Source organism: Polaromonas sp. P1_H6, from assembly GCF_056405195.1.
Window position 1 is genome coordinate 20,883 of sequence record NZ_JBFUCN010000008.1, and the last position, 26,291, is coordinate 47,173.

Annotated in this window: 25 protein-coding genes; 13 read left to right on the top strand and 12 right to left on the bottom strand. The window is 65.3% G+C overall.

Features of this window, described 5'->3' with window-relative positions:
* The first annotated feature begins 37 nt into the window (after positions 1-37).
* A complete protein-coding gene (locus tag AC1D1F_RS09675) occupies positions 38-1,069 on the top strand; it encodes a tripartite tricarboxylate transporter substrate binding protein (RefSeq protein ID WP_477678584.1) in 1,032 nt (343 codons plus the stop codon).
* A gap of 75 nt (positions 1,070-1,144) precedes the next feature.
* On the opposite strand, the gene AC1D1F_RS09680 is transcribed toward AC1D1F_RS09675, so the two are convergent.
* Positions 1,145-1,714, bottom strand: coding sequence for a MarR family winged helix-turn-helix transcriptional regulator (locus AC1D1F_RS09680; RefSeq protein WP_477678583.1), 570 nt, complete (start codon positions 1,712-1,714; stop codon positions 1,145-1,147).
* A 67-nt stretch (positions 1,715-1,781) separates the two neighbouring features.
* On the opposite strand from AC1D1F_RS09680, the gene AC1D1F_RS09685 reads away from it, so the two are divergent.
* Together AC1D1F_RS09685 and AC1D1F_RS09690 are read left to right on the top strand one after the other, a co-directional pair.
* Complete coding sequence (locus AC1D1F_RS09685; RefSeq protein ID WP_477697192.1) at positions 1,782-2,582, top strand: SDR family NAD(P)-dependent oxidoreductase; 801 nt, start codon at positions 1,782-1,784, stop codon at positions 2,580-2,582.
* Positions 2,583-2,649: 67 nt separating this feature from the next.
* The gene (locus AC1D1F_RS09690) at positions 2,650-3,726 is read left to right on the top strand and encodes an alkene reductase (protein WP_477678582.1); all 1,077 of its coding nucleotides are present in this window, start codon (positions 2,650-2,652) and stop codon (positions 3,724-3,726) included.
* Between the two features lie 69 nt (positions 3,727-3,795).
* Here the strand turns inward: AC1D1F_RS09690 and AC1D1F_RS09695 are convergent, their stop codons facing one another.
* From AC1D1F_RS09695 to AC1D1F_RS09730, 8 genes are all read right to left on the bottom strand, one after another.
* Complete coding sequence (locus AC1D1F_RS09695) at positions 3,796-4,011, bottom strand: TOBE domain-containing protein (RefSeq protein ID WP_007869745.1); 216 nt, start codon at positions 4,009-4,011, stop codon at positions 3,796-3,798.
* Between the two features lie 48 nt (positions 4,012-4,059).
* Entirely contained in the window at positions 4,060-4,962 is a 903-nt protein-coding gene (locus tag AC1D1F_RS09700) for an ATP-binding cassette domain-containing protein (RefSeq protein WP_477697190.1), read from the bottom strand.
* An 18-nt stretch (positions 4,963-4,980) separates the two neighbouring features.
* The gene (gene ssuC, locus AC1D1F_RS09705) at positions 4,981-5,877 is read right to left on the bottom strand and encodes an aliphatic sulfonate ABC transporter permease SsuC (RefSeq protein ID WP_477678580.1); all 897 of its coding nucleotides are present in this window, start codon (positions 5,875-5,877) and stop codon (positions 4,981-4,983) included.
* A gap of 15 nt (positions 5,878-5,892) precedes the next feature.
* Complete coding sequence (gene ssuD / locus AC1D1F_RS09710; RefSeq protein WP_477651635.1) at positions 5,893-7,056, bottom strand: FMNH2-dependent alkanesulfonate monooxygenase; 1,164 nt, start codon at positions 7,054-7,056, stop codon at positions 5,893-5,895.
* Positions 7,057-7,091: 35 nt separating this feature from the next.
* Complete coding sequence (locus AC1D1F_RS09715; RefSeq protein WP_477677655.1) at positions 7,092-8,102, bottom strand: sulfonate ABC transporter substrate-binding protein; 1,011 nt, start codon at positions 8,100-8,102, stop codon at positions 7,092-7,094.
* Positions 8,103-8,119: 17 nt separating this feature from the next.
* Positions 8,120-9,166: a sulfonate ABC transporter substrate-binding protein gene (locus tag AC1D1F_RS09720; protein ID WP_477697188.1), complete on the bottom strand. Its 1,047-nt coding sequence runs from the start codon at positions 9,164-9,166 to the stop codon at positions 8,120-8,122.
* Positions 9,167-9,318: 152 nt separating this feature from the next.
* Positions 9,319-9,918 carry an NADPH-dependent FMN reductase gene (ssuE, locus tag AC1D1F_RS09725; protein ID WP_477677657.1) on the bottom strand — a complete coding sequence of 200 codons (600 nt, stop codon included), beginning with the start codon at positions 9,916-9,918 and terminating at the stop codon, positions 9,319-9,321.
* Positions 9,919-10,062: 144 nt separating this feature from the next.
* On the bottom strand, positions 10,063-11,112 hold the full coding sequence (locus tag AC1D1F_RS09730) for a sulfate ABC transporter substrate-binding protein (protein WP_477700713.1): 1,050 nt from the start codon (positions 11,110-11,112) through the stop codon (positions 10,063-10,065).
* A 157-nt stretch (positions 11,113-11,269) separates the two neighbouring features.
* On the opposite strand from AC1D1F_RS09730, the gene AC1D1F_RS09735 reads away from it, so the two are divergent.
* Both AC1D1F_RS09735 and mnmC read left to right on the top strand, forming a co-directional pair.
* Complete coding sequence (locus AC1D1F_RS09735; protein WP_477677659.1) at positions 11,270-11,548, top strand: oxidative damage protection protein; 279 nt, start codon at positions 11,270-11,272, stop codon at positions 11,546-11,548.
* A gap of 9 nt (positions 11,549-11,557) precedes the next feature.
* Positions 11,558-13,447: a bifunctional tRNA (5-methylaminomethyl-2-thiouridine)(34)-methyltransferase MnmC2/FAD-dependent 5-carboxymethylaminomethyl-2-thiouridine(34) oxidoreductase MnmC1 gene (gene mnmC / locus AC1D1F_RS09740; RefSeq protein ID WP_477677660.1), complete on the top strand. Its 1,890-nt coding sequence runs from the start codon at positions 11,558-11,560 to the stop codon at positions 13,445-13,447.
* Positions 13,448-13,450: 3 nt separating this feature from the next.
* Here mnmC and AC1D1F_RS09745 read toward each other — a convergent pair whose 3' ends face one another.
* Together AC1D1F_RS09745 and AC1D1F_RS09750 are read right to left on the bottom strand one after the other, a co-directional pair.
* On the bottom strand, positions 13,451-14,203 hold the full coding sequence (locus tag AC1D1F_RS09745; protein WP_477683952.1) for a response regulator: 753 nt from the start codon (positions 14,201-14,203) through the stop codon (positions 13,451-13,453).
* Between the two features lie 163 nt (positions 14,204-14,366).
* A complete protein-coding gene (locus AC1D1F_RS09750) occupies positions 14,367-15,587 on the bottom strand; it encodes an ABC transporter substrate-binding protein (protein WP_477677662.1) in 1,221 nt (406 codons plus the stop codon).
* A 518-nt stretch (positions 15,588-16,105) separates the two neighbouring features.
* Between AC1D1F_RS09750 and AC1D1F_RS09755 the strand changes: the two genes are divergently transcribed.
* From AC1D1F_RS09755 to AC1D1F_RS09790, 8 genes are all read left to right on the top strand, one after another.
* Positions 16,106-16,897: a sulfite exporter TauE/SafE family protein gene (locus AC1D1F_RS09755; protein ID WP_477696136.1), complete on the top strand. Its 792-nt coding sequence runs from the start codon at positions 16,106-16,108 to the stop codon at positions 16,895-16,897.
* Positions 16,898-16,963: 66 nt separating this feature from the next.
* The gene (locus tag AC1D1F_RS09760; RefSeq protein ID WP_477696137.1) at positions 16,964-18,775 is read left to right on the top strand and encodes a nitrite/sulfite reductase; all 1,812 of its coding nucleotides are present in this window, start codon (positions 16,964-16,966) and stop codon (positions 18,773-18,775) included.
* Positions 18,776-18,786: 11 nt separating this feature from the next.
* Positions 18,787-19,191: a DUF934 domain-containing protein gene (locus AC1D1F_RS09765; protein WP_477696138.1), complete on the top strand. Its 405-nt coding sequence runs from the start codon at positions 18,787-18,789 to the stop codon at positions 19,189-19,191.
* A gap of 5 nt (positions 19,192-19,196) precedes the next feature.
* Positions 19,197-19,817: a phosphoadenosine phosphosulfate reductase domain-containing protein gene (locus tag AC1D1F_RS09770; RefSeq protein ID WP_477679135.1), complete on the top strand. Its 621-nt coding sequence runs from the start codon at positions 19,197-19,199 to the stop codon at positions 19,815-19,817.
* 7 nt (positions 19,818-19,824) lie between these two features.
* The gene (cysD, locus tag AC1D1F_RS09775) at positions 19,825-20,781 is read left to right on the top strand and encodes a sulfate adenylyltransferase subunit CysD (protein WP_477696139.1); all 957 of its coding nucleotides are present in this window, start codon (positions 19,825-19,827) and stop codon (positions 20,779-20,781) included.
* Complete coding sequence (locus AC1D1F_RS09780; protein ID WP_477696140.1) at positions 20,781-22,094, top strand: sulfate adenylyltransferase subunit 1; 1,314 nt, start codon at positions 20,781-20,783, stop codon at positions 22,092-22,094. Before cysD ends, AC1D1F_RS09780 begins: the two co-directional genes overlap by 1 nt.
* A gap of 101 nt (positions 22,095-22,195) precedes the next feature.
* On the top strand, positions 22,196-22,525 hold the full coding sequence (gene fdxA, locus AC1D1F_RS09785; RefSeq protein WP_477651621.1) for a ferredoxin FdxA: 330 nt from the start codon (positions 22,196-22,198) through the stop codon (positions 22,523-22,525).
* A gap of 55 nt (positions 22,526-22,580) precedes the next feature.
* The gene (locus AC1D1F_RS09790; protein WP_477678749.1) at positions 22,581-23,684 is read left to right on the top strand and encodes an NAD(P)/FAD-dependent oxidoreductase; all 1,104 of its coding nucleotides are present in this window, start codon (positions 22,581-22,583) and stop codon (positions 23,682-23,684) included.
* A gap of 51 nt (positions 23,685-23,735) precedes the next feature.
* Here AC1D1F_RS09790 and AC1D1F_RS09795 read toward each other — a convergent pair whose 3' ends face one another.
* On the bottom strand, positions 23,736-26,234 hold the full coding sequence (locus AC1D1F_RS09795; RefSeq protein ID WP_477696141.1) for a DEAD/DEAH box helicase: 2,499 nt from the start codon (positions 26,232-26,234) through the stop codon (positions 23,736-23,738).
* Between the last annotated feature and the right edge of the window lie 57 nt (positions 26,235-26,291).

Consider the following 26,291-nt stretch of genomic DNA (forward strand, 5'->3'; position numbering starts at 1 on the left):
GCCGATTTGCGCGACTTACGACAACGAAGGAGACAAAATGACCCAACAGATGATCCGCGATACCTCGGCCTTGAGCCATAAATCCGCGACCCGGCGCCAGGCCCTCTGGGGGCTGGGCGCCCTTTTCGTCGGCGGTACCTTCCTGGCTTCGCCGCGAAGCTTGCTGGCCCAGACCACCGACAAAGTGCTGCGCTTCATCCTGCCGGTGGGCGCGGGCTCGGGCGTGGACACCATCGTCCGCGCGGCGAGTGTTGCGCTGGGCAAGACGCTGGGCCATCCGGTGGTGATTGAAAACCAGCCCGGCGCGGGCGGCATTGTCGGCACCTCGGCGCTGGTCAAATCCGCGCCTGACGGCATGACGCTGAGCGTGGTGTCCAACAACCACGTGATCTACCCCAGCGTCTACAAGTCGCTGCCGTTTGACCCGATCAACGACATCACCCCGATCACCGTGATCGGCACCACGCCCATGGTGCTGGTGGTCAACCCCGCCAAACTGCCGGCCGCCAATGTGAGGGAACTGGTCGCGCTGCTCAAGGCCAAACCCGATGCCTACAACTACGCCTCGTCCGGCAACGGCACCATCCTGCACCTGGCCGCGCAGATGTTTCTCGACGAAGCCCAGGTCAAGGCCAAACACATTCCCTACAAGGGCGTGGGTCCCATGGTGGCCGACATGATCGGCGGGCAGGTGGACATGGGCGTGCTGGCGCTCCCCGCCGTGCAGGCGCACCTGAAAAGCGGCGCCCTGCGCGCCATCGGTGTCGGCGGAAGCAGTCGCTCGGCAGCGGCACCCGAGATCCCGACCATTGCGGAACAGGGCTTACCCAACTACAACATGGAAGGCTGGTTCGCGGTGATCGGCCCTGCGAAGCTGCCCGCGGCCGATGTCAAGCGCATCCAGGCCGCGGTGGCAGCGGCCTATGCCACGCCCGAGGTGAAGGAAGCCATGCTAAAGCAGGGCAACACCATCAACCCCGGCAGCCCGGAAGTCGCAGCGCAGTACTTTCGCAGCGAACTGGTGAAGTATGCGCAACTGGTGAAAAAGGCGGGCGTCGAACTGCAGTAAGGCCTGCGCGCGGCTGCCCTCTCACCTCTTTCGGCAACGCCAACCTGGCCGAGCAAACTTGCAATCGCTATATTTTTATAGCTGCTTATAGGCAAGCAGAAACGCGTCGGAAGCCACCTGATCGGCCAGAGCCCTCAAGTTCGCAGCCGAGGCAGACCCCAAAACGAGCTCCACCTGGTCGTTGACTGCTGCCCAATGCACTATGCCTTCTGACAGCCTTGCCTTGCCAAGCGAAGTGAGAACGCTGTGTTTGGTCCGGCGGTCCTGGGCGTCCTGGCGCAACTCCACAATTCCGTCGCGCACCAGAGGCCTTAGCGCATGGGTCAGCGCGGAAAGTTGAATGGCGAGCAGGGCTGCCAGCTCCTGTAGCGTCGGTCCTTGTTGATCGGCGCCCGTGAGCCTGTGTATTCCGGCGATGAGCGCGAGTTGCGTGGCTTTGAGGCCCAACGGCGCCAGCGCTTCGTCATACAGCTGCTCAAGCCTGCGAGTCGCGAGCCGCAGTGGCGTGACCGTGCAGGCCCGTCCACCCAGGATGTCCAGCTCATCTGCGGCGGAGCTATCCGGGCTACTTTTCGTATCAACGACGCTTGTGGTAATTCCCATACTAGAAAAATGGTTGAGTACTAGACCATTGATGGATTTCATGCAATCAATCATACATTTGAGCCCTCAACCTTTTAGTTGAGTACTCAATTTTATTGGAAAACCATCAATGACAAATCCCAACTCCAAGAAAGTCGCTCTTGTCACAGGGGCTTCCTCCGGCATCGGAGCCGTCTATGCGGACCGCCTCGCCGCGCGTGGATACGATCTTATTCTCGTCGCCCGGCGCGCTGACCGCCTGGAAGCGCTCTGCGCACAGGTCTCAAAAGCGCACGGTATCAAGGCCGAACCTATCGTGGCCGACCTGACCAAAGACGAGGATCTGGCGCGGATCGAGACGATCCTGTCCACCCGTGCCGATGTGCGCGTCCTGGTGAACAATGCCGGTCTTGCGCGGCTGGGGCCCATTGCCCAGAGATCCGCGGACGACGCGCTGTCGCAGATCGCCCTCAACATCACCGCGCTGACGCGCCTGACGCAAGCTGCAGTGCCGGCCTTCGTGGCGAGGAAGCAGGGCCTGATCATCAACATCGCTTCCGCCCTGGCCATCCACTCACTGCCAATCAGCGCGATCTACAGCGGCACCAAGGCCTTCGTATTGCAATACAGCCGAGGTCTGCAGGACGAGCTGGCCGGCACCGGGGTGAAGGTTCAGCTGGTCCTGCCGGCATCGACAGCCACCGAGATCTGGGATCTGTCCGGCGTCCCGCTGGCGGCCCTCAACAAGGAGACCTTGATGACGACCGAGCACATGGTCGATGCGGCGCTCGCGGGCTTGGACCAGGGCGAAACGATCACGTGGCCCTCAGTCGCCGATGCAACGCTGTGGGAGAAATACGATGCGGCCCGCGCCGAACTGTTCGCGGGCACCCAAGCCGGAGCGCCGGCCCCTCGTTACAAGATCGGTTGACTCCAGCCAGCTGACCGTTGCTGCTCTTCCATTTCTATCCCCTTCTCGATTTCCCCAAGGACAGCCCATGCTTTTCGATGCATTTCCCCTGCGCGCGATCCCGCTCAAAAACCGTGCCGTGATGTCACCGCTGACGCGCAGCCGCGCGGTCGACAACAACACGCCCAACAGCCTGATGGCCACCTACTACGCCCAGCGTGCAAGCGCCGGCCTCATCATCACGGAAGGAACTTCACCCTCACCCAACGGCTTGGGCTACGCACGAATCCCGGGGCTGTTCAATGACGCGCAAGTGCAAGGCTGGAAGCTGGTGACCGACGCCGTCCATGCCAAGGGCGGCAAGATCGTCGTGCAGCTGATGCATACCGGCCGCGTAACCCACCAGGCCAATCTGCCGGCCGGCGCCGAAGTGGTCGGACCTTCACCCGAGACCTGCCCCGGCGAGATGTGGACCGATACGCAAGGCAGCCAGCCGCACTCGCCGCCGCGCGCCATGACCGAGGCCGACATCCAGGCCGTGATCGGCGAGTACACAAGGGCCGCGCGCCTTGCCATCCAGGCCGGCTTTGACGGCATTGAGTTGCACGCGGCCAACGGTTACCTGCTTGAGCAATTCCTGAACGCCAACGTCAATCGCCGCACCGATGGCTACGGCGGCACGGCCGAAGCGCGCAACCGGCTGGTACTGGAGGTCGCCCGTTCTGTCGTGAAGGAAATCGGCGCCGAGCGGATCGGCATCCGCTTGTCGCCTCACGGCGTGGTCAATAGCACCGGTACATTCGAAGGCGTGGACGAACAGTACCTCGCGCTGGTGAAGCAACTCTCCGGACTCGGCCTCATGTACGTTCATGTCCTGGACCATTCAGCCATGGGCGCCCCGCCTGTCCCGGCAAAGCTGAAGGCCGACTTGAGAACTGCGTTCGACGGCCCCTTTATCCTTGCCGGCGGACAGGACAAAGCCAGCGCACAACAGGCACTGAGCGACGGCCGTGCGGACCTGATCGCCATAGGCAGGCCCTTCATCGCCAACCCCGACCTGGTCGAGCGCTGGCGCCAGGACGCGCCCTTGAACGCGCCTGCCCCGGACACGTTCTACACGCCCGGTGCGAAGGGCTACACGGACTATCCGACGCTCGCGGCTTGAGCATCAGACATCCCCAGTCAGCACCGCCAGGCAGGGAGGCCTTGCCTCCCGCATGCCTGCGCGGCTTGCCTACAGCTTGGCGATGGACACCTCGGTCGACTTGACGAGCGCCACGACTTCGCTACCCACAGCCAGCTCCAGCTGGTCGACCGAGCGCGTGGTGATCACCGAGGTCACGATGCCCCAGGGCGTTTCAACATCGATTTCGGACACGACGTCGCCGCGGATGATTTCCTTGACCTTGCCGCGGAACTGGTTGCGGACGTTGATGGCTTGGATGGACATAAAGGTTCTCCTGGAACTGGGTTGAAAAATCGTTGAATGGGTAAAAACTCAGACGGCCCAGCGCACGCCGTGCACCGGCGTGCTGGGCCACAGCGGCTCGCTCGGTGAAATCGCCTCGCCGGGCTGTTGCAGCACGCGGTCCAGGATCTTTTTCTCGATCTGGCCGAACAGCGGGTTGCTGCGCTCGCGCGGCCTGGCGATGCGCACGCGCTCGTCCAGCGCGATGCGGCCGTCCTCGATCAGGATCACGCGGTCGGCCAGCGCCACGGCTTCCTGCACGTCGTGCGTGACCAGCAAAGCGGTGAAGCCGTTGCGCTGCCACAGGCCTTCGATGAGCTGGTGCATTTCGATGCGGGTCAGCGCGTCCAGCGCGCCCAGCGGTTCATCGAGCAGCAGCAGGCGCGGGTTGTGCACCAGGGCCCGGGCCAGCGACACACGCTGGCGCTGCCCGCCCGAGAGGCGCGCCGGCCAGTCGGGCTGGCGGTCGCCCAGGCCCACCTGGGCCAGCACGTCGGCCGCGGCCGCATGGCCGTCGGCCGGCAAACCCAGCGCCACGTTGTCGATCACGCGGCGCCAGGGCAGCAGGCGCGAATCCTGGAACATGATGCGGGTGTCTTCGCGCAGGCCGGTCACGTCCTGGCCGTCCAGGCGGATGCTGCCTTGCGTGGCGGCCTCCAGCCCGGCCACCAGGCGCAGCAAGGTCGACTTGCCGCAGCCGCTGCGGCCCACGATGGCGACGAACTCGCCGGGTTCGATCACGAGTTCGGTGTGCTGCAGCACCTGGCGTTTGCCATAGCGTTTGGACAGGCCGCGTATTTCAAGGCGCACGCCGCGGTCTTGCGATGAAAGCGATGCTTGCGGCGGCAGCGTGTCAGGCGCTGTGATGGCGCGCCCGGATTCCGCCGAGAGGTAGGCCTGGGAAGATTCAAAAGAGACTTGGGGATGCAGCATGGTGTTTCCTCAGCCGGTTCAGGCTGCAACCGATTGGTAACCGGGGTGCCAGCGCAGCCAGTAGCGCTCCAGCCCGCGGGCGAAGACGTCGGCCAGCTTGCCCAGCAAGGCATAGAGCAGGATGCCGACCAGCACGATGTCGGTCTGCAGGAATTCGCGGGCGTTCATGGTCAGGTAGCCGATGCCGGCCTGCGCCGAGATGGTTTCGGCCACGATCAAAATCACCCACATCAGGCCCAGCGAAAAGCGCAGGCCCACGAGGATGGACGAGAGTGCGCCCGGCAGGATGACCTCGCGGTACAGCTGCCAGCGCGACAGGCCGTAAGTTCGGCCCATCTCGATCAGCCCGGGGTCCACATTGCGTATGCCGTGGAAGGTGTTGATATAGATCGGGAAGAACACCGAGACCGCGATCAGGAAGAGCTTGGCGGTCTCGTCGATGCCGAACCACAGGATCACCAGCGGGATCAGCGCCAGCGCGGGGATGTTGCGCACCATCTGGATGGTCGAATCGAGCAAAGTTTCAAAAAACTTCACGGAGCCGGTCAGCAGGCCGAAGGCCAGGCCCAGCCCGCCGCCTATGGCCAGGCCCGCGAGCGCCCGGCCCGCGCTGACCTTCACATGCGTCCACAACTCGCCGGAGGCCGACAGCGTCCAGGCGGCCTTGAGGACCTCGGATGGTGCCGGCAGCACGCGCGTCGACAACCAGCCCAGCGAGGAAGCAATCTGCCACAAGGCCACCAGCCCGACCGGCACCACCCAGGGCAGCAGGCGCTGGCCGAGGTCGCGCAACACGGCGGCCCATTGAAAGCGCGGCAATACAAAACCCGAACCCAGCGGCAAAAAGCCCAGGCCGGGGGCGTCCACGGTGTCGGGCACCGGGGTCACCTGAAGTTCACGAAGGGAATCTGTCATGGCGAGGCTCCGGTTTCAGCTTTGCGAGACGCGCGGCAGGTAATCGTTGGCCACGACTTCGCCGAAGGGGCCGTTGAGCACGCGGCCCGGCAGCTTCTGGCGCAGCTTGCGCGGCAGCAGCGGGAAGACCAGCTCGGCGAAGCGGTAGGCTTCTTCGAGGTGCGGGTAGCCCGAGAACACAAAGGTGTCCAGGCCCAGCGCCGCGTATTCCTCGATGCGCGCGGCCACGGTTTTGGGGTCGCCGACGAGCGCGGTGCCGGCGCCGCCGCGCACCAGGCCCACGCCGGCCCAGAGGTTGGGGCTTATCTCGAGCTCTGCCCTGGTTCGTTTGCCACCGCCCGCATGCAGCGCGGCCATGCGGCGCTGGCCTTCGGAATCCATGCGAGAGAAGGCTGCCTGCGCACGGCCCACGGTGTCGTCGTCGAGCTTGCTGATCAGGCTTTCGGCGGCGCGCCAGGCTTCATCGTCGGTCTCGCGCACGATGACGTGCAGGCGTATGCCGAACTTGACCGTGCGGCCGTGCCTGGCCGCCCTCGCCTTCACGTCGGCGACTTTTTTGGAGACTTCGGCGGGCGGCTCGCCCCAGGTCAGGTAGGTATCCACCTGCTCGGCGGCCAACTCATGGGCTGGAGCGGAGGATCCGCCGAAGTACACCGGAGGATGCGGTTTTTGCAGCGGCGGGTACAGCAGCTTGGCGCCTTTGACGCTCAGGTGTTCGCCCTGGAAGTCATAACTTTCGCCGGCATGGCTGCGCGCGAGGATCTCGCGCCAGATACGGATGAATTCGGCCGACTGTTCGTAGCGCTGGGCGTGGTCCAGGTAGACGCCGTCGCCTTCGAGTTCGGCCTGGTCGCCGCCGGTGACGAGGTTGATCAGCAGGCGCCCGCCCGAGAGCCGGTCAAAAGTGGCGGCCATGCGCGCGGCCAGGCTGGGCTGGTGCAGGCCGGGCCGCACGGCCACCAGGAACTTGAGGTTTTTGGTGACGGGCAACAGGCTGGAGGCCACCACCCAGGGGTCTTCGCAGGAGCGGCCGGTGGGAATCAGCACACCTTCGTAGCCCAGGGTGTCGGCGGCCGTGGCGACCTGCTTGAGGTAGTCGTGGCTGACCTCGCGCGCGCCTTCGCCGGTGCCCAGGTAGCGGCTGTCGCCATGGGTGGGAATGAACCAGAAAACCTGCATGAAAAACTCCTTGTGTGCTGCGTCTTGTGGGGGGCTTATTTGCGCGCGACCTGCGTGGCTTCAGGCCGCCACACGATGTCGGCCACTTTCACAGGCCGCGGGATCAGGCCCAGGCGCAGAAAGGCATCGGCCACGCGCTGCTGGTCGGCGATGGCGATCGCGTTGAGCGGCCCCACGGGCGACACCGGGCGGCGCTGGATGAACAGGCTCACCACGCCGGCGTCCAGCCCGCTGAACTCCGACACCAGCTTGATGGCCTCTTTTCGGTCGCTTTGCACCAGCGCGTCGGCGCGGCTCAGCTCTTCAAACAAGGCGGACAGCGTCTGCACATGCTGCGTGGCAAAGGGGCGCGAGGCCAGGTAGAAGGAGTTGTTGCTCGACAGCTCGCGCCCGGTGGCCAGCACGCGCGGCTTGATGGCGAGTTCGATCGCGGCGTAGAACGGGTCCCAGATGGCCCAGGCGTCCACGCTTCTGCGCTCGAACGCGGCGCGCGCGTCGGCGGGCGCCAGGTAGATGGGCTGGATGTCGTCCCACTTGAGGCCGGCCTTGTCGACCGCACGCACCAGCAGGTAGTGGGCGCTGGAGCCTTTTTGCAGCGCGATTTTTTTGCCCTTGAGGCCGGCCAGGCTGCGGATGGGTGAATCGCCCAGCACCAGGATGGCCGAGCTGTCGGGCTTGGGCGGCTCGACGCCGACATAGACCAGGTCCTTGCCGGCGGCCTGCGCGAACACGGGCGGGGAATCGCCGGTCAGGCCGAACTCCAGGCTGCCGACCGACAGCGCTTCGAGCAGCTGCGGCCCGGCCGGAAATTCGGCCCAGGTGATCCTGGTGTTGGGAAAGCGTTTTTCGAGCACGCTTTTCTGCTTGAGGATGACCAGGTTGACGGCGGACTTCTGGTAGCCGATGCGCAGTTGCTCGGGGGCTTTTTCGGCCTTGGCGGCGGACTGCGCGTTGGCGCGCGGAAAGCCCAGGCCCCACAGCGAGGCGGTGGTGGCGACGATCTGCAGAAAGCGGCGGCGCAGTTGGAGTGGTGTGGAGGTGTTCATGCTGCGGTGTCCTGGTTTCAGGGAGCCGGTTTGTAGGCGGCGTCGCTGACGGCGATGGCCTTGGGGATCAGCTTGAGTTCGAAGAAGGTGTCGGCGAGTTTTTGCTGGTCGGCGATCACGCTGGCGGGCACGGGTTGGACCTTGAACTCATAGCGCTTGAGGCTGAGTTCGACCACGTCGACCGGCAGGCCCTGCAGCGGCGCGATCAGCTCGGCCGCCTTTTTGAGGTTGGCCTTGAGCCAGGCGCCGCGCTCCACCGAGTCGTCAAACAGGGCCTGGATGACCTTGGGGTTTTTGGCGACGAAGTTGCGTTCGGCCAGGTAGTACTGGTAGTTGTTGACCACGCCTTTGCCATCGGCCAGCACACGCGCGCCTATGGCTTTTTCAGCGGCGGCAGTGAAGGGGTCCCAGATCACCCAGGCGTCCACGCTTTTGCTTTCAAAGGCGGCGCGCGCATCGGCGGGTGGCAGGTAGACGGGCTGGACGTCGCTGAGCTTGAGCTGGTTTTTCTCAAGCAGCTTGACCAGCAGGTAATGCACATTGCTGCCCTTGTTGAGGGCGACTTTTTTGCCCTTGAGTTCGGCCACCGATTTGATGGCCGAGTCCTTGGGTACGACGATGGCTTCGGCCTCAGGCGCGGCCGGGTCGTAGCCTATGTAGGCGAACTTGGCGCCGGCGGCCTGGGCGAAGATGGGCGGCGCTTCCCCCACATAGCCGACGTCGACCGAGCCCAGATTCAGGCCCTCGAGCAGTTGCGGGCCGGCCGGGAACTCCACCCACTTGACGCTGGCGTTCAGCGGCAGCAAACGTTTTTCAAGCGTGCCCTGGGCTTTTTGCAGCACAAACAGGCTGGCGGCCTTCTGGTAGCCGATGCGTAGTTCGACTTTCTCTTGCGCATGGGCCACGGGCAGGCTCAGCAAGGTGATGACGCCTGCGAGCAGTGCGGCCAGCAGCAGGGTCAGGCCGAAGTCGAGCCAGGTGCGTACCTTGGGCGTTCGTTGATCCGGAATGCCGGGTGAAACACTGGGCTCAATGTTCGATACGTAGTCGGAAGTAATGCTCATGTTCATGTCCATTTCAAGGGTGTCTTTTTCCGGGTACGCGACGACGGCAGGGCAAAGCCTCTCCCCGGCCGCCCGCGAGGCGGTTTAAAAAATCTGCGTCTTGGGAATTCGGAGGTGCAGGCCAACCTCAGCCTGCGCCCTCCGGTGAGGCGTCAGACGCTACATCGCACCCGGGAAAAGTGCACCGGCTCAAAACCAGCCGTCGCCGGCTGGCGAAAGCTTTCGGCCAGCAGGGTCAGCACCGCGTCGTCCAGCCGCACGGCGATCTCGGGGCCGACCTCGTAGCGCTTGTCGGCCGACTGCGGCACCTGCGAATCGGTGGCGTAAACGCCGGGCAGGATGTGGCGGGCCGCCAGTGCCTGCAGCACAGGGCGCAAGGCGTAATCGAGCGCCAGCATGTGGTGTGGGCTACCGCCGGTGGCCAGCGGCAGCACGGTTTTTTCTTTCAGCGCGGTCTGCGGCAGCAAATCCAGCAGCACCTTGAGCAGGCCGCTGTAAGCCGCCTTGTAGACCGGCGTGGCCACGACGACGGCGCGCGCCCTGGCGATCTGCTCAATCGCCTTGACTATGGCCGGGTGGCCCCATTCGGCCAGCAGCAGCGCCTGCGCCGGCAGTTCGCGGATATTGAGGCGCTCGACCACGAGGCCGCCGCGCAGGGCCAGCCGGTGGCTGACTGAATCAAGCAGCGCTGACGAGCGCGATTGCTCGGATGGGCTGCCGGCAATCAGCAGAATGGATTGTTGTGCGGACATTGTTGAGTTTTCTTCCTGATCTGCCTTAGTGGCCAAGCGACATGTGCGAGATCTTCCCTACCAGTGCCGGCGCGGAACCGGCTTAGCCGGGCCGCAGCGGGCGCCCCCTGGGGGGAGGCGGCCAGAGGCCGCTTCGGGGGGAGCTTATTTCTTGGTGTAAATCTGGTCGAAGGAGCCGCCGTCGGCGAAATGCTCTTTATCCGCCTTGGTCCAGCCGCCGAAGGCTTGGTCTATGGTGAACAGGTTGAGCTTGGGGAACTGTTTGGCGTACTTGGCAATGGCTTTTTGCGAGACGGCCGGGCGGTAGAAGTTCTTGCCGGCGATGTCCTGGCCTTCCTCGGAATACAGGTACTTCAGGTATTCCTCGGCGACGGCGCGCGTGCCTTTTTTGTCCACGTTCTTGTCGACCACGGCGACGGCGGGCTCGGCCAGGATGCTCAGCGAGGGTGCGACCACGTCGAACTTGGCGCCGAACTCTTTCTCCAGCAAATACGCCTCGTTCTCCCAGGCGATCAGCACGTCGCCCTGGGCGCGCTGGGCGAAGGTGATGGTGGAGCCGCGGGCGCCGGTGTCGAGTACCGAGACGTTGCTATAGAGCTTGGCGACAAATTCCTTGGCCTTGGCGTCGCTGCCGTATTTGCGTTTGGCGAATTCCCAGGCGGCCAGGTAGTTCCAGCGGGCGCCGCCCGAGGTCTTGGGGTTGGGCGTGATCACGTTGATGCCGGGCTTGACCAGGTCGTCCCAGTCCTTGATGCCCTTGGGATTGCCCTGGCGCACGGCCAGCACGATGGTGGAGGTGTAGGGCGAGGAATTGTGCGGCAGCTTCTTTTGCCAGTCGGCCGACAGCCAGCCGCCGTTTTTGACCAGCGCATCGGTGTCGCCGGCCAGGGCCAGCGTGGCGACGTCGGCGTCCAGGCCGTCAATGATGGAGCGCGCCTGCTTGCCGGAGCCTCCGTGCGACTGCTTGATGGTCACGTCCTGGCCGGTCTTGGCCTTCCAGTATTTGCTGAAAGCGGCGTTGTATTCGACGTAAAGCTCGCGGGTCGGGTCGTAAGAGACATTGAGCAGCGTGACGGGCGGCTTGGGCGGCTGCTGGGCCTGGGCCGTCAGCAGTGACCCTGCCAGCGTCAAACCCAAACCCAAGGCGGCGGCGGTTCGGGTGGAAACATTGATAAAGTTGCGGCGTGAAGTCATGGTTGCTCTCTTTTCCAGAAAAATGCAGGTAAATGCGAACAAAATGGATTCTGGAAGCAGCACTTGAAAACCGGAACGAATAAAAACTCAGTTCTTTATTCTGTAAACATCCTTAGACTCCTCTTAAATCCCCCCGATACACGAAAGAACTCTCGCCATGGCACGCCTCGTCAAATGCATCAAGCTCGGTAAAGAAGCCGAAGGCCTGGACTTTCCGCCCTACCCCGGCCCGCTGGGCAAACGCCTCTGGGAAGAGGTCAGCAAGGAAGCCTGGGCGGAATGGATGAAGCAGCAAACCATGCTGGTCAATGAAAACCGCCTGAACCTGGCCGACGCCCGGGCCCGCCAGTACCTGGCGCGCCAGATGGAGAAACACTTCTTTGGCGACGGCGCCGATGCCGTCCAGGGTTACGTTCCCCCCACACCCACCGCCTGATCTGGCGGCATGCCTGAGCGCATTGAGTGGCTGGACGACGGCACGGCTGGCGGCAGCCCCTTCAGCCCGCGCTTCGGCGACCGCTACCGCAGCGAACTGGGCGGGCTGGACCAGGCCCGCGAGGTCTTCCTCAAAGGCTGCGGCCTGCCTGAAGCCTGGGACGGCCAGCCGCAATGGACGGTGCTGGAAACCGGCTTCGGCCTGGGCCTGAACTTCCTAGTCACCTGGGCCGCCTGGAAGGCCGACCCAAATCGCCCGCTGCTGCTGCATTTCGTCTCGACCGAGGCCTTCCCGGCCAGCGCCGCCGACGTGCTGCGCAGCGCGCAGACGCATCCTGAGCTGATTCCCTTCGCCGAACAGCTGCGGGCCCAGCTCTGGGGCCTGCTGCCGGGTTTTCATCGCCTGGTGTTTGAAGGCGGCCGGGTCTTGCTGACGCTGTGCATAGGTGACGCCAAGGCCATGCTGCGCGAGCAATCCTTCGAGGCTGATTCGGTCTACCTGGACGGCTTCAGCCCGCAGCGCAATCCCGACATCTGGGACCTGCACACCTTCAAGGCCGTGGCGCGTTGCTGCCGGCGCGGCACGCGCATCGCCACCTGGACGATTGCGCGCAGCGTGCGCGACGCGCTGGCGCAATGCGGTTTTGTGGTCCGAAAGGTGCCCGGCATACCGCCCAAGCGTGACAACTTGCAGGGCGAGTTCAACCCGGCCTGGGAACCTAAAAAAGCGCAGCCCTCTCCCCAGCGGCGCGCGCCCTCAAGCTGCGTGGTGATAGGCGCGGGCCTGGCCGGCGCGGCAGTGGCGGCCAGCCTGGCGCGCCGGGGCTGGCAGGTGCTGGTGCTGGATGCGGCCGAAGAACCGGCCGCCGGTGCATCCGGCCTGCCCGCCGGGCTGCTGGCGCCGCATGTCTCGCCCGACGACAACCCGCTCTCACGCCTGTCGCGCCACGGCATACGCGCCACACTGCAGCAAGCGGAAGCCGTGCTCCCAGCCGGCGACTGGGGCCGCACCGGCGTGCTCGAGCACGAAGTGGAGCACCCGCGCAAGCGGCCCGAGGCCTGGCAAGCGGAGTGGGCCGATGCCGCCGGCGATTGGTCACGGCCGGCCGACGCGGCGCAGCTGGCGCAGTGCGGCCTGCCGGCAGACGCACCCGCGCTGTGGCATGCGCGGGCCGGCTGGGTGCGGCCGGCCGCCCTGGTCGACGCCTGGCTGGCCGTCCCAGGCGTGCAATCGCAGGGCCGCTCGCGGGTGACCCGCCTGAGCCACGCCGCAGGCCAATGGCAAGTTCTGGATGCGCAGGGACGAGAACTGGCCCGCGCCGAACTGGTCGTGCTGGCGGCCGGTTATGCCAGCCGGGCGCTGGCCGCTGACGCCGATGGGGGGGCCGGCGAGCTCGCGCTGCAAGCCATACGCGGCCAGGTCAGCTGGGGCCGTCACGAGCCCGGTATGGCCGCTGCCCTACCCGCCTTTCCGGTGAACGGCCACGGCAGCCTGGCGCCCGCCGTGCCTTTGCCTGGCGAAGCCGGCGGTCTGGCCTGGGTCATGGGCTCCAGTTTTGAACGCGACAACACCAGGCCCGAGACGCGGCCGGAGGACGACCAGCACAACTTCAGCCGGCTACAGGCCCTGCTGCCGCAAGCGGCCCACGCGCTGGCCCCGCAGTTTGGGGCGGGCCAGGTCAAGAGCTGGGCCGGTGTGCGCTGTGCCACGCCCAGCCGCCTGCCCGCGCTGGGGCCACTGGCGCCGGGCTTGTGGGTCTGCAGCGGCATGGGATCGCGCGGGCTGACGTTTGCCGCGCTGTGCGGTGAAGTGCTGGCCGCGAAGCTGCATGCGGAGCCTTTGCCGCTGGAGCAGCGGCTGGCCGATGCGCTGGCGCCGCAGCGCGTGCCAGCCGGTTAATGCCTAGCGCGCGCTGCGCAGCAGGTATTTGAGTTTGCCGGGATGCAGGGGTTTGCTGAGGCTGCCGCGCGCGCCGGCAAACCAGCCGCGTACCGCATCGAGCGGCGACAGGCTGTTGCCGGTCAGGATCAGGAACTCCACGGGCGGCCGCGTGGCTGCCACGCGCTTGACCATCTCCCAGCGTTCCATGTCGGGCAGGTCCATGTCGAGGATGACGAGTTTGTAAAGCCGCGTATCCATGAGCTTGAGCGCTTCGGTGCCGGTGGCGGCCTCGTCGACGAGCAGCATCCCAGCCATGGCCAGCCGGGCGCGCAGGTAAAGGCGTGCATCGCGGTCGGCGTCGACCACCAGCACCTGGGCCTGCTCAGGCGGCTCGGTCGGGGGCCCTTCCAGCGGCGAAGGTGCGGTGGGGGCTTCGGAGTCAAAGTCGAGGTCCAGGTCCAGCAGCGCGGTGGATTCGGACAGCAGGTCCAGGTCGAGGTCGGCCCCGGGGGTTTGCGACGAATCGGCCGCGAGCAATATGTCCAGGCCTTCGATCACGGCCGCCCATTGCAGCGGGCGCTTGACCACCAGGCTGGCTCGGGCCGGCGCGTTGTCGCCTATCCAGATCAGTTTGAGCTCGTCGTGGGCGGGGTTGGCCAGCTCCAGCGTGGCTTCCCAGCTGTCGCCGTCTATCAGGGCCATGCCAGCGTCTTCAGGCGCCGCGGCGGTCCACAAAGCGTAAGCCGTGGGCCTGGTTTCGGAAAGGCGAAACACCGTGTTCAGGGCGTGACGCTCGACGTCATCAAACCCAAACACTTTTACAAAAATCCGCTTGACAGCCTCACCACCCGTATTCGTCATTGGGCTTGATTATGCGGGGATTCGGCACGCCCCTTTTCATGATTCCCCTGAAATTGGCGTACGCGTTGCCAAAAGGTCACTTCATGGCTTCGGCCGGACGGCGGGCCTTGACATAGTCGTCATTGGGCAAATAGGCCTTGCCGTCGGCGTAACGCCACTGCACCATGGTGCCCTTGTTGCCGCGCAGGTCCAGTTTGCCCACGTAGGCGCCCATGGTGGACTGGTGGTCGATGGCGCGGAATTCGGCCGGGCCGAAGGGGGTGGAGAACTTCAGGCCGCGCAGCGCCGTCACCAGCTTCTCGTTGTCGGTGGAGTTGGCTTTCTTGATGGCGGCAAAAATCGCTTGCATCGTGGCGTAGCCCACCACCGAGCCGACCTTGGGGTATTCCTTGAAGCGGCGGTAGTAGTTGGCGGCGAAGCTGGCGTGCTCGCGCGAGTCGATCTGGTCCCAGGGGTAGCCGGTCACGATCCAGCCCTTGGGCGTCTCGTCCTTGAGCACGTCCAGATACTCGGGCTCGCCCGACAGCAGCGACACCACTGGGGTTTTCGGGAAGATGCCGCGCTGGTTGCCTTCGCGCACCAGCTTGGCCAGGTCGGCGCCGAAAGTCACGTTGAAGATGGCATCGGGCTTTGTCTGCATGACGGCCTGCAGCGTGGTGCCGGCGTCCAGCTTGCCGAGCGCGGGCCACTGCTCGCCGACGAATTCCACGTCGGGGCGCCTGGCCTTGAGCAGTTCCTTGAAGGCCGCGACGGCGCTGGTGCCGTATTCGTAGTTGGGCGCGATCACGGCCCAGCGTTTGGCCGGCAGCTTGGCGGCCTCTTCGACCAACATGGCCGCCTGCATATAAGTACCGGGGCGCAGGCGGAAGGTGTAGCGGTTGCCTTTGTCCCAGATCAGGGCATCGGTCAGCGGCTCGCTGGCGATGAAGACCCTTTTGTTCTTCTGGGCATGGTCGGCCAGCGCCAGCCCGACGTTGGACAAAAAGCCGCCGGCCAGCACGTCGACCTTTTCCTTGGAGGTCAGCTCAATCGCGTGGCGCAGGGCCTCTTCGGGCTTGCCTGCGTCGTCGCGGGCAATCACCTCTACCTTGCGGCCCAGCAGGCCGCCGGTGACGTTGATCTCTTCCACGGCAAGCTGCCAGCCCTGGCGGTAAGGCTGGGTGAACTGGGGGATGGTCGAATAGCTGTTGATCTCGCCAATTTTGATGGGCGCTTTCGAGCCACCCTGCGCCAGCGCCAGGGCGGCCGTAAAAGCCAGGAACAAACCGCCCAGCAGGGCAGATTTCGCAAATTTCACGGTTTTCTCCAAAAAGTGAGCGATGCCATCCGTCGAGCCGGCGCCAGAGCCCGTTTACGGTCTAAAAGGGGCCGCGCAAGCCCCTTCTCGGGATGGGATGCAAGGCGCGGTGCGCTGCCCATAGCACAGCTATGGGTTAGCGCCGCAACGCTGCAGACCGCCCGAGAAGGCGCTTGCCCTCCGGGTTGGGGTGAAATCGGGCGATTGAGCCACCCAGGCCCTTGCATGGGCATGAGCCCATGCGGCGTTCCCGGTCGGCCCACTCATCCCGATTGCACCCCAACGCGGCTCCTTTTAGACCGTAAACGGGCTCTTAGCGGCCAGCGGGAAAAGCAGGGACTGTACCAGTGCATTGTGAATACCGGGGTGCCGGATGTGCGATTGTGGATTTGCTTTAAGCCGTTTACGCCTCAAATCCCGAGGAAACCCGCATGAATATTCGCGAATAAGCTTATCCAGATAACGGCAGAACAAATGTGTAGTTTGTTTTTATAAGCGGCACACTTACATTTTCCGGCATGCATGAATTTGCCTTCGTATTTGCCGGCTTTGCCGTAGGTTTGGTGGTGGGCCTGACCGGGGTGGGCGGCGGCTCGTTGATGACGCCGCTGCTGATCTTCATTTTCGGCATTAAACCGCACCTGGCCATAGGCACCGACCTGCTGTTCGCCGCCTTCACCAAGATGGGCGGCACGGTGAGCCTGGCGCGCGCCAGGGTGGTCGACTGGAAAATCGTCGGCCAGACCGCCGCGGGCAGCATCCCGGCCTCGCTGGCCACGCTTTATATGTTGCAGCGCCTGGGCCCCGCGAATCCGGGCACCCAGGCCATCATGACCACCACCCTGGGGCTGGCGCTGTTACTGACGGCCGGCGCCACCTTCTACAAGGTTTTGCGCGGCAAGACCGCCCCCACCAGCATCGCCCCTGAACAAATCGTCGAGGCCACGCGCGCGCGCCACTGGGCGCTGCCGCTGCTGTTCGGCGCGGTCATCGGCACGCTGGTCACGCTGACCTCTGTCGGTGCGGGCGCCATCGGCGTGATCGTGCTGATGCTGCTCTACCCCACCCTGCCCCTGCCGCGCATCGTGGCGGCCGACATCGCCCACGCCGTGCCGCTGACGCTGGTGGCGGGCCTGGGCCATGCCTCCATCGGGTCGGTCGACTGGTCGTTGCTGATCAAGCTGCTGGCCGGCTCCCTGCCCGGCATCTGGCTGGGCTCGCACCTGGTGCACAAGACGCCGGACCGCGTGATCCGCTCACTGCTTTCGGTGCTGCTGGCCTATGCCGGCGTGAAACTGATCTCGATCTGAGCTTGACCCGAGCCGCCTGAAACTGTTTTTCCCAATAAAAATCCCCACGTTTGAATCCCGACAGCCATGTACCAATACACAGAATTTGACCGAGAGTTCGTCAAGGCCCGCGCCGGCCAATACCGCGACCAGCTGAGCCGCTGGCAGGCGGGCAAGCTGCCCGAAGACGAATTCCGCCCGCTGCGCCTGCAAAACGGCTGGTATGTGCAGCGCTACGCCCCCATGCTGCGCGTGGCCGTGCCCTACGGTGAACTCTCCAGCGCGCAGGTGCGCGTGCTGGCAAAGATCGCCCGCGAATACGACCAACCCAATGCCGCGCTGTTCAACGAAGCCCAGGCCAAACAAGACCAGCTCGGCCCCGTCAACCTCAAAAGCGGCCTGTCGGTCAGCTCCAAGCTGACCACCGGTTACGCCCACTTCACGACGCGCCAGAACGTCCAGTACAACTGGATCCCGCTGGACAAGTCGGCTGATGTGATGGACCTGCTGGCCAGCGTCAACATGCACGGCATCCAGACCAGCGGCAACTGCATCCGCAACATCACCAGCGACGAACGCGCCGGCATTGCGGTCGACGAGATCGCCGATCCGCGCCCCTTCGGCGAAATCCTGCGCCAGTGGAGCACGCTGCACCCCGAGTTCGCCTTCCTGCCGCGCAAGTTCAAGATCGCCATCAGCGGCGCCCGCGAAGACCGCGCCGCCACGGCCTGGCATGACGTGGGCCTGCACCTGGTGCGCAACACCGAGGGCGAGCTGGGCTTCAAGGTGCTGGTGGGCGGCGGCATGGGCCGCACGCCTGTCATCGGCACGGTGATCCGCGAGTTCCTGCCCTGGAACCAGATCATGAATTACCTGGAAGCCGTGGTGCGCGTGTACAACCGCTACGGCCGCCGCGACAACATCTACAAGGCCCGCATCAAGATCCTGGTGAAGGCCGAAGGCCAGCGCTACATCGACGACGTCGAGGCCGAGTACAAGCAAATCCTCGAGCACGACGGCGCGCCGCACACCATCACGCAGGAAGAACTCGACCGCGTGACGGCCTCCTTCGTTCCGCCCACGCTCAACTGCGACCGCAAGAGCGCCGACGCCAAGATCGCCAACATCCTGCGCGCCGCCGCCGAGGACGATATTGAGTTCGGCCGCTGGCTGCAGCGCAACGTGGCGCCGCACCAGAACCCCGACCTGCGCGCCGTGACGCTGTCCTTCAAGCGCCTGGGCCAGGCCCCCGGCGACGCGACGGCCGACCAGCTCGACATCGCCGCCGACCTGGCCGACCAGTTCAGCGCCGGCGAAGTGCGCGTCACGCACGACCAGAACCTGCTGCTGCCCTGGGTGCGCTGCGACGAGTTGCCAGAACTCTGGCGCGCCGCCCGCAAGGCCGGCTTTGCCAAACCCAACATCCACCTGCTGACCGACATGATCGCCTGCCCCGGCGGCGATTTCTGCTCGCTGGCCAATGCGCGCTCCATTCCCATCGCCGAGGCCATCACCGAGCGCTACCAGGACATGGACGAGCTGCACGACCTGGGCGAGATCGACCTGCACATCAGCGGCTGCATCAATTCCTGCGGCCACCACCACAGCGGCCACATCGGCATCCTGGGCGTCGACAAGGACGGCCTGGAGTGGTACCAGGTCTCGCTGGGCGGCTCCGACGGCTCCACGCTGAGCGGCGCCTCGGTGCCCGGCAAGGTGGTGGGCCCCTCGTTCACGGGCGCCGAAGTGCCCGAAGTCATCGAAGCGGTGCTGGACACCTACCGCCAGTTGCGCGAGGACGGCGAAACCTTTATAGCCACCTTCCGCCGCGTCGGCATCGAACCGTACAAGGCCGCCGCCAAGGCCGCGCGCTTTGCCCCCAACACCGTCGCGCACTGAAAGGAGCCACGATGAAACTACTGCCTTTCGCCGAACACCCTGGCGCAGACCAAGCCGACCAGGCCGGCGTGCTGGTGCTTGCCAACGACAGCGATCCCTTTGAAGTCTCCCTGGACGGCATCGCGCGTATCGACCTGCATTTCCCGAAGTTCACCGACGGCCGCGCCTACAGCCAGGCTTTCCTGCTGCGCCGTCGCCGCGAATTCAAGGGTGAAATCCGAGCCACCGGCGACGTGCTGGTGGACCAGCTGGCGCAGATGGAGCGCAGCGGCTTTGACACCGCGGTGCTGCGCGCCGACCAGGATATGGCGATCGCCGAGCGTGTGCTGGCGTCCTACCCCGGTTACAGCGCGGGCAAATACCAGGGCGATGCGGTAGACGTGCAACCCCATTTCAAGGAAGCGGCTGCCGCCTGAACACCATGAACCTCGACCTTGCAAAGATCAACGCGGAACTCGGCCACAACGCGCAGGGCCTGGTGGGTTGGGCCGTGGGACTGGGCCGGCCCGCCATCGTCACCACCAATTTCCGTCCCTTCGAGGCGGTGATACTGCACATGGTGACGCGCGCCAATCCCCGCGTTCCCGTGGTGTGGATGGACAACGGCTACAACACCGAGGCCACCTATCGCTTCGCCGATGAGGTGACCAGGCTGCTCAAGCTGGACCTGCATATTTACCTGCCGCGCCGCTCCCGTGCGCACCGCGAGGCCGTGGAAGGCCCGACCCCGGCGCTGGACGATCCACGCCATGCGGCCTTCACTGAAGAAGTGAAACTCGAGCCCTTTGCCCGCGCCCTGCGTGAAACCGCGCCCCAGGTCTGGTTCACGGCCTTGCGCGCCACCGACACCGCGGTGCGCGCCCAGATGGACCCGGTCAGCGTCAACCCCGATGGCCTGATCAAGGTCGCGCCGCTGCTGCACTGGTCGTCCAAGGACCTTTACCAGTACTGTGAAATCAACGGCCTGCCCAACAACTTCGACTATGTGGACCCTACCAAGGGCGAAGACAACCGCGAATGCGGCCTGCACCTTGCGCACTGACTGACCTATGAACGCCCGCACACCCTCCCACCTGCTGCCAGCCGACCCGGCGACCTCCATCGCGCGGCTGTCCAACTCCCACCTCGATGCGCTGGAAGAAGAAACCATCTTTATCCTGCGTGAAGTGGCCGCCGCCTTTGAGCGCCCGGCCCTGCTGTTTTCGGGCGGCAAGGACTCGCTGGTGATGCTCAAGTGCGCGGAAAAAGCCTTCGGCGTGGGCCGCATCCCCTACCCGCTGCTGATGATTGACACCGGCCACAACTTCCATGAAGTGACCGACTTCCGCGACCTGCGCGCGAAGGAACTGGGCGCCGAACTCATCGTGCGCAACGTCGAAGACTCGATGAAGCGCGGCACCGTGCGCCTGGCCCATCCCGGCGAATCGCGCAATGTGCACCAGTCGGTCACGCTGCTGGAGGCGATTGACGAATTCCGCTTTGACGCGCTGATTGGCGGCGCTCGCCGCGACGAGGAAAAGGCACGCGCCAAGGAGCGCATCTTTTCGCACCGCGACAGCTTCGGCCAGTGGCAGCCCAAGGCCCAGCGCCCTGAGCTCTGGACGCTGTTCAACACGCGGCTGCAGCCCGGCGAGCATTTCCGGGTGTTCCCGATTTCCAACTGGACCGAACTCGACGTCTGGCAATACATCGAGCGCGAGAAGATTGCCCTGCCGTCGCTCTATTACGCACACCAGCGCAAGGTGGTCGAACGCAAGGGCCTGCTGGTGCCGGTGACCGACCTCACGCCCGCGCGCGACGGTGAACAGGTGGTCGAGAAGACCGTGCGTTTTCGCACCGTGGGCGACATCACCTGCACCTGCCCGGTCGATAGCCCGGCCGCCACGGCCGCTGAGATCGTGATCGAAACGCTGGCCGCCGACGTCAGCGAGCGCGGCGCCACGCGCATGGACGATAAAACTTCCGACGCTTCGATGGAAAAGCGCAAGAAAGATGGGTATTTCTGATGAGCACGACTGATTTGATCGCCGGCGACGCCAAGCTCGTAACGGTTCCCGGCCAGAACGACCTGAAGCCGGCGCTGAAATTCATCACCTGCGGCTCGGTCGACGACGGCAAGAGCACGCTGATCGGCCGCCTGCTGGTGGACAGCCGCGCGGTGCTGCAGGACCACCTGGCCGGCGTGCAGCGCGGCGGCGAGACCGACCTGGCCCTGCTGACCGACGGGCTTTCCGCAGAACGCGAGCAGGGCATCACCATCGACGTGGCCTACCGCTACTTCGCCACCGAAAGCCGCAAGTTCATCATCGGCGACGCACCCGGCCATGAGCAGTACACCCGCAACATGGTGACGGCCGCCTCGAGCGCCGACGCCGCCGTGGTGCTGGTCGATGCCACCAAGCTCGACTGGAAAAACCCCGCGCTGGAACTGCTGCAGCAAACCCGCCGCCATTCGCTGCTGGTCAACCTGCTGCGCGTGCCGTCCATCGTGTTCGCGGTGAACAAGCTCGACGCCGTGGAAGACCCGGTGCTGGCCTTCAAGAACATCGCCGCGGCGCTGGCGGCTTTCGCCCAGGCCGCGCGCATCCCGGTCAAGGCCACCGTGCCGGTGTCGGCCCTCAAGGGCTACAACGTGGTCGACGCCAAACCCGGCTGGTGCGGCTATGAAGGCCTGTCGCTGCTGCAGCTGCTGGAGCACCTGCCGGCCACGAGCGCCGAGAGCACCGAAGCCTTTTCATTCCCGGTGCAGTGGGTCGAGAAGTTCTCGTCCTCGTCCGACACCTCGCAAGGCCGCCGCGTCTTCTGGGGGCGCGTCGCCACCGGTGGCGTGCAGCCGGGCCAGAGCGTGACCATACTGCCAAGCGGCAAGACGGCGGTGGTGGCCCAGGTGCTGGACCATACCCGCGAGCCCCGGACCATCCTGGCCGGCCACAGCGCGGGCATTGTGCTGGACCGCGAAGTCGACGTGTCGCGCGGCGACTGGCTGCTGGCGGTGGACACCTTCGAGCCCTCGCGCGAAATCTCGGCCACCGTGGCCTGGATGGACGACGAGCCGCTGGTCGCCGGGCGCGTCTACTGGACGCTGCACGGCCACCGCTGGGTCAAGGCCAAGGTCAAGCGCATCGTGCACAAGCTCGACGTGAACACCCTGGCCGAGGAAGACGCCAGCGAGCTGCCGCCCAATGCCATTGGCCACATCGAACTGAGCCTGCAGGAGCCGCTGGCCACCCTGCCTTACGCGCGTTCGCGCATCCTGGGCTCGCTGGTGCTGGTGGATACCGCCTCGCACAGGACCTCGGGCGCCGCGCTGGTCATTTGAGCCGGTCTTCATGCGGGGCGCCCGTCGCTTCGCGTCTTTGATAACCCTGTTGGCGGAAACCTCTTAAAATCAAGGGTTTCCACCGATTAGCCTAGAAAAACATGACTCACATCGTCTCCGAATCGTGCATCCGCTGCAAATACACCGACTGTGTGGACGTCTGCCCGGTGGACTGCTTCCGTGAAGGCCCCAACATGCTGGTGATCGATCCGGACGAATGCATAGACTGCGCGGTCTGCATTCCCGAATGCCCGGTCAACGCCATCTATGCCGAGGAAGACGTGCCGGCCGACCAGCTCGCCTTCATCAAGCTCAATGTCGAATTGAGCCGCGCCGAGGGCTGGAAAAGCATTACCAAGCGCAAGGACGCCCTGCCGGACGCCGAGGAATGGAAAGACAAGACGGGCAAACTGTCCGAACTGGTCCGCTAAGCCAGCCCAGGCCCTCCCCGGGCCGCGACGCGCTTTGCCAGGCGCCCCAGGAACCATGGAACCCCAACTGAACCAAGAAGTGATCAACACCGCAGCCCAGCACGACGGCCCCATCGAAACCGATGCGGTCATCGTGGGCGCCGGGCCTGTGGGCTTGTTCCAGGTGTTCGAACTGGGCCTGCTGGAGATCAAGGCTCATGTGATCGATTCGCTGGCCTACCCCGGCGGCCAGTGCATAGAGCTCTACCCCGACAAGCCGATTTACGACATCCCCGCCGTGCCCATGTGCACAGGCAGGGAACTGACCGACAACCTGCTCCGGCAGATCGAACCCTTCGGCGCGACCTTTCATTTCGGCCAGGAAGTCGGCGTTGTCGAAAAGCAGCAGGATGGCCGCTTCTTTGTCGAGACCTCCAAGGGCACGCGCTTCCTGACCAAAACCATTTTTATCGCGGCGGGTGTGGGCGCCTTCCAGCCCAAGCTGCTGCGCGTCGACGGCCTGGAAAAATTTGACGACAGCCAGCTGTTTTACCGCGTCAAGAACCCGGCCGACTTTGCCGGCAAAAACCTGGTGGTCGTAGGCGGCGGCGATTCCGCGCTCGACTGGGCGCTGAATTTCGCCGCCGAAGGCCCGAACAAGGCCGAGAGCGTGATCCTGATCCACCGCCGCGACGGCTTCCAGGCGGCGCCCGCCAGTGTGGCCAAAATGCGCGAGTTGTGCGATGCCTACGAGATGCAGTTCATCGTGGGCCAGGTCACCGGCTACGAGGAAAAAGAAGGCCGGCTGACCGGCGCCAAGGTCACCGGCCCGGACGGCGTCACACGCGTGGTGCCGCTGGACGTGCTGCTGGTGTTCTTCGGCCTCTCCCCCAAGCTCGGGCCCATCGCCGGCTGGGGCCTGGACATCGAGCGCAAACAGATCCAGGTGGACACCGAGAAGTTCTCCACCAACATTCCCGGCATCTTTGCGGTGGGCGACATCAACACTTATCCCGGCAAGAAAAAACTGATTCTCAGCGGCTTCCACGAGTGCGCGCTGGCGGCCTTCGGTGCGGCACCCCTCATCTTCCCGGACAAGAAAATCCACCTGCAATACACCACGACCAGCCCCAAATTGCACAAGGTGCTGGGTGTCGAATCGCCAGTGTTTGACGACTAGCCCGCTTTAATGCTCCCGCCTGAAAGCCCGCCTCGCGCGGGCTTTTTGCCGTCAGGCCGGCGGCACGGCACCGGCCGGATCAAGCGGCGCCAACAAAGCCTGCAAGTCCTCGGGCGTGAACTTGCCGGCCCCCTCGCCGTCGCTGCCCAGCACCCCTTCGGCGAGGGCCGCCTTGCGAGCCTGCAGTTCCAGCATGCGCTCCTCGATACTGCCTTCGACCACCAGTTTGTAGACAAACACGGCTTGGTCTTGCCCCAGGCGATGGGCGCGCGCCGTGGCCTGGGCCTCGACCGCGGGGTTCCACCAGGGATCCACATGGATCACGGTGTCCGCGGCGGTGAGGTTGAGCCCGACACCGCCGGCCTTCAGGCTGACCAGCAGGATGGGCACGGTCTTCGCCTGGAATTTGCGGACCAGCGCGCCGCGCTTTTGCGGCGAGGTGTCGCCCGTCAGTGAAAGCCATGGCAGCTGCAGCGTGTCCAGCTCGGCCTCAATCAGCGACAGCATGCCGGTGAATTGCGAAAACACCAGCACGCGCCGCCCTTCCGCGACCAGTTCGGGCAGCATGCCCCGCAGCAATTCGAGCTTGGCGCGCGTCATGGTCCTGGCGGGCTTCACACCCTTGAGCAGGTAGGGGTCGCAGCAGACCTGGCGCAGCTTGAGCAGCGCATCCAGGATGGTGATCTGCCCGCCGGCAAAGCTGTTGCGCGCCAGCACGCGCCGCACCTGGATGTCTGCCGCCACCCGCACGCTCTCGTACAGCTCGCGCTGGCGGCCCTGCAGCTGCACGCGTTTGATGACTTCGGTACGCGGGGGCAGTTCAGCGGCGACGTCTTCCTTGCGCCGGCGCAGGATGAAGGGACGCACGCGCTGCGCCAGCAACTGGGCCCGCAGCGTTTCGCCGTTGGTTTCTATCGGCTTGCGCCACTGGCGCGCAAAGCTGCGCGCATCGCCCAGGAAGCCGGGCATCAGGAAATCGAATTGCGTCCAGAGTTCGCCCAGGTGGTTTTCAAGCGGCGTTCCCGTCAGGCACAGGCGGTGGCGGGCGTCCAGCCGGCGCAGCGCACGCGCGCTGCGGCCGGCAGCATTCTTCACCCATTGCGCTTCATCGACGACCAGCAAGTGAAAGCGCTGGTGTTCCAGCGCCTCCACGTCGCGCCACAGCAGCGGGTAGGTCGTCAGCACCACGTCGTATTCGGCCACGCGTGAAAACGCCGTGTCTCGGCTTGGGCCCTGCAAGACCAGCAGGCGCAAGCCGGGCGCCATGCGGGCGGCTTCGGCCTGCCAGTTGAAGACCAGCGAGGTGGGCACCACCACCAGCGAGGGCTGCGTCATGCGGCCTGCCTGCTTTTCGAGCAGCAAATGCGCCAGGGCCTGCGCGGTCTTGCCCAGGCCCATGTCGTCGGCCAGGATGCCGCCCAACTGCTGGGCGCGCAGGTATTGCAGCCAGGCCAGGCCTTCCATCTGGTAGGGCCGCAAGCTGACACCCAGGCCTGCCGGTGCCGGCACGGACTGCGGCGCGCCCGCCTGTTGCAGCCGCTTTGCCAGCGTGCGCAGCCCGGCATCGCCCTGCCACTGCCAGGCGCCCTGCAAGCCGGCACGCCCGGCCCCAGTGTCCACAGCGTCAAGGCGCCAGGCGTCCCAAGGCGACAGCCGCAGCGGCCCGTCCCCGTGTCCGCGTTGCGGGTCGGTCAGCAAATCCAGCATGGCGCCCACAATGGCCTTGAGCAGGGCGGCCGGCGCCTCGATGCGCTTGCCGCCAGGCGCGCGCAGCAGGATCACGGCCGTGTCATCGATCGCAAAGACCTGGCGGGCATTGAGCCAGCGCTGGTCGCGCCGCAGCAGGTCGGCCAACATGGGCGCGAGGTCCAGGGTCTGGCCGTCGACCTCAACACCCAGCGTCAGCAACCATGAGCCTTCACGTGCCGGCAGGCCCAGCGCGGTCACGGCGGGCGCGCGGCCGCGCAGGGGCGCCGCCACCTCCTTGCCCAGCACCTCGCCGGTGTCCGGGCTGACGATCAGGCGCCAGGCGTCCACGGGCACGCTCTCATGCGCAAAGCCGGGCCGGACCACCACAGCCCAGCCTTGCGCCTGCAGGGCGGGCAGTTGATCCGCCCAGAAATCACCAAAAAAATCTTCCTGTAGCAGCGACCACAGGTGCTCGTGGCCGATGGCGGCCTCCTCGCTGCGCCATTGCAGGCTGCCGGCCGGCACGGGATGTAGGCCCAGTGTCCAGAGGCTGTCCAGCGCCTCGGCCTCGGCCGCCAGGTCGCGCTGCATGAGCACTTCCCTGCCCTGCGCGTCTTCCAGGGCCTGGAGGGGTGCGGCGCGGCTGTTGAGCACGGTGTTGGGCGCCGGCATTTCCCAGCGCAGGCCGCCTTCGGTGGCATAGGTCCAGTCCACGCGCGCGACGGTGACACTGTCGCCTCGCGGGCCGAAGGGGCCGGCGGGTTTCATGCCCAGCAGGCCGTCGCCGCGCGTGAGGGTCTGCAGCGTGAGGCGCGGGCGAAACCGGCCCGGCACCGGAGGCTGGCGGTTCACCGGGGCCATGGCATGTATTGGCAAAAATGCATGGGCCTGATTGTCCACGCGGCCGTGGCGTGCCGG

Excerpts from the sequence above, each read along its gene's own strand:
- AC1D1F_RS09755 (WP_477696136.1), top strand. The coding sequence starts at position 16,106 with ATGCATGAATTTGCCTTCGTATTTGCCGGCTTTGCCGTAGGTTTGGTG.
- AC1D1F_RS09770 (WP_477679135.1), top strand. The coding sequence starts at position 19,197 with ATGAACCTCGACCTTGCAAAGATCAACGCGGAACTCGGCCACAACGCG.
- AC1D1F_RS09735 (WP_477677659.1), top strand. The coding sequence starts at position 11,270 with ATGGCACGCCTCGTCAAATGCATCAAGCTCGGTAAAGAAGCCGAAGGC.
- AC1D1F_RS09760 (WP_477696137.1), top strand. The coding sequence starts at position 16,964 with ATGTACCAATACACAGAATTTGACCGAGAGTTCGTCAAGGCCCGCGCC.
- ssuE (WP_477677657.1), bottom strand. The coding sequence starts at position 9,918 with ATGTCCGCACAACAATCCATTCTGCTGATTGCCGGCAGCCCATCCGAG.
- AC1D1F_RS09695 (WP_007869745.1), bottom strand. The coding sequence starts at position 4,011 with ATGTCCATCCAAGCCATCAACGTCCGCAACCAGTTCCGCGGCAAGGTC.
- AC1D1F_RS09715 (WP_477677655.1), bottom strand. The coding sequence starts at position 8,102 with ATGAACACCTCCACACCACTCCAACTGCGCCGCCGCTTTCTGCAGATC.
- cysD (WP_477696139.1), top strand. The coding sequence starts at position 19,825 with ATGAACGCCCGCACACCCTCCCACCTGCTGCCAGCCGACCCGGCGACC.
- AC1D1F_RS09780 (WP_477696140.1), top strand. The coding sequence starts at position 20,781 with ATGAGCACGACTGATTTGATCGCCGGCGACGCCAAGCTCGTAACGGTT.
- ssuC (WP_477678580.1), bottom strand. The coding sequence starts at position 5,877 with ATGACAGATTCCCTTCGTGAACTTCAGGTGACCCCGGTGCCCGACACC.
- AC1D1F_RS09765 (WP_477696138.1), top strand. The coding sequence starts at position 18,787 with ATGAAACTACTGCCTTTCGCCGAACACCCTGGCGCAGACCAAGCCGAC.
- AC1D1F_RS09700 (WP_477697190.1), bottom strand. The coding sequence starts at position 4,962 with ATGCTGCATCCCCAAGTCTCTTTTGAATCTTCCCAGGCCTACCTCTCG.
- AC1D1F_RS09685 (WP_477697192.1), top strand. The coding sequence starts at position 1,782 with ATGACAAATCCCAACTCCAAGAAAGTCGCTCTTGTCACAGGGGCTTCC.
- AC1D1F_RS09730 (WP_477700713.1), bottom strand. The coding sequence starts at position 11,112 with ATGACTTCACGCCGCAACTTTATCAATGTTTCCACCCGAACCGCCGCC.
- ssuD (WP_477651635.1), bottom strand. The coding sequence starts at position 7,056 with ATGCAGGTTTTCTGGTTCATTCCCACCCATGGCGACAGCCGCTACCTG.
- AC1D1F_RS09720 (WP_477697188.1), bottom strand. The coding sequence starts at position 9,166 with ATGAGCATTACTTCCGACTACGTATCGAACATTGAGCCCAGTGTTTCA.
- fdxA (WP_477651621.1), top strand. The coding sequence starts at position 22,196 with ATGACTCACATCGTCTCCGAATCGTGCATCCGCTGCAAATACACCGAC.
- AC1D1F_RS09680 (WP_477678583.1), bottom strand. The coding sequence starts at position 1,714 with ATGAAATCCATCAATGGTCTAGTACTCAACCATTTTTCTAGTATGGGA.
- AC1D1F_RS09790 (WP_477678749.1), top strand. The coding sequence starts at position 22,581 with ATGGAACCCCAACTGAACCAAGAAGTGATCAACACCGCAGCCCAGCAC.
- AC1D1F_RS09795 (WP_477696141.1), bottom strand. The coding sequence starts at position 26,234 with ATGGCCCCGGTGAACCGCCAGCCTCCGGTGCCGGGCCGGTTTCGCCCG.
- AC1D1F_RS09690 (WP_477678582.1), top strand. The coding sequence starts at position 2,650 with ATGCTTTTCGATGCATTTCCCCTGCGCGCGATCCCGCTCAAAAACCGT.
- AC1D1F_RS09675 (WP_477678584.1), top strand. The coding sequence starts at position 38 with ATGACCCAACAGATGATCCGCGATACCTCGGCCTTGAGCCATAAATCC.
- mnmC (WP_477677660.1), top strand. The coding sequence starts at position 11,558 with ATGCCTGAGCGCATTGAGTGGCTGGACGACGGCACGGCTGGCGGCAGC.